Below are 432 nucleotides of genomic sequence, written 5' to 3'. Positions count from 1 at the left end.
TGCGGGTACGGTGTTCGTGAGCTTCCTGCCTGCGATCAGCCAAACAGCGGCCAAAGCCATTCGCCAGACAGTGCGTCGATGGCGATTGCATTGCCGACACACCGTGGACTTGACGGACCTGGCGCAGGAGATCAACCCTGTGCTCAAAGGGTGGCTGAAATATTATGGCCGCTTCTATCATTCGGCGTTGTACGCGGTGTTCGATTCGTTGGATCAGTACCTGGTGCGGTGGGTGCGCAGGAAATACAAGCGCCTAAAGGATAAAGTGAGTCGGGCACGGGAGCTGGTGGTCAAGATAAGGCATCAGCGGCCGGGTCTGTTTGCTCACTGGATTCTGGCGCAAAACGGTGGGCAATAGGAGCCGGATGAATCGAGAGATTCACGTCCGGTTCTGCGAGGGCCTGCGGGTGCGATTCCCGTGGGCTACTCACC

The 432-nt window shown here is 57.9% G+C and carries 1 protein-coding gene; it reads left to right on the top strand.

Going from position 1 to position 432, the window contains the following annotated elements:
- A partial coding sequence (locus P0D80_RS51250) for a group II intron maturase-specific domain-containing protein (RefSeq protein ID WP_408296636.1) occupies positions 1 to 358 on the top strand: 358 nt, incomplete at its 5' end.
- Between the last annotated feature and the right edge of the window lie 74 nt (positions 359 to 432).

The organism is Paraburkholderia sp. RL17-373-BIF-A (assembly GCF_046030175.1).
Classification (GTDB): Bacteria; Pseudomonadota; Gammaproteobacteria; order Burkholderiales; family Burkholderiaceae; genus Paraburkholderia.
This window is presented reverse-complemented; position numbering and strand designations above follow the sequence as displayed.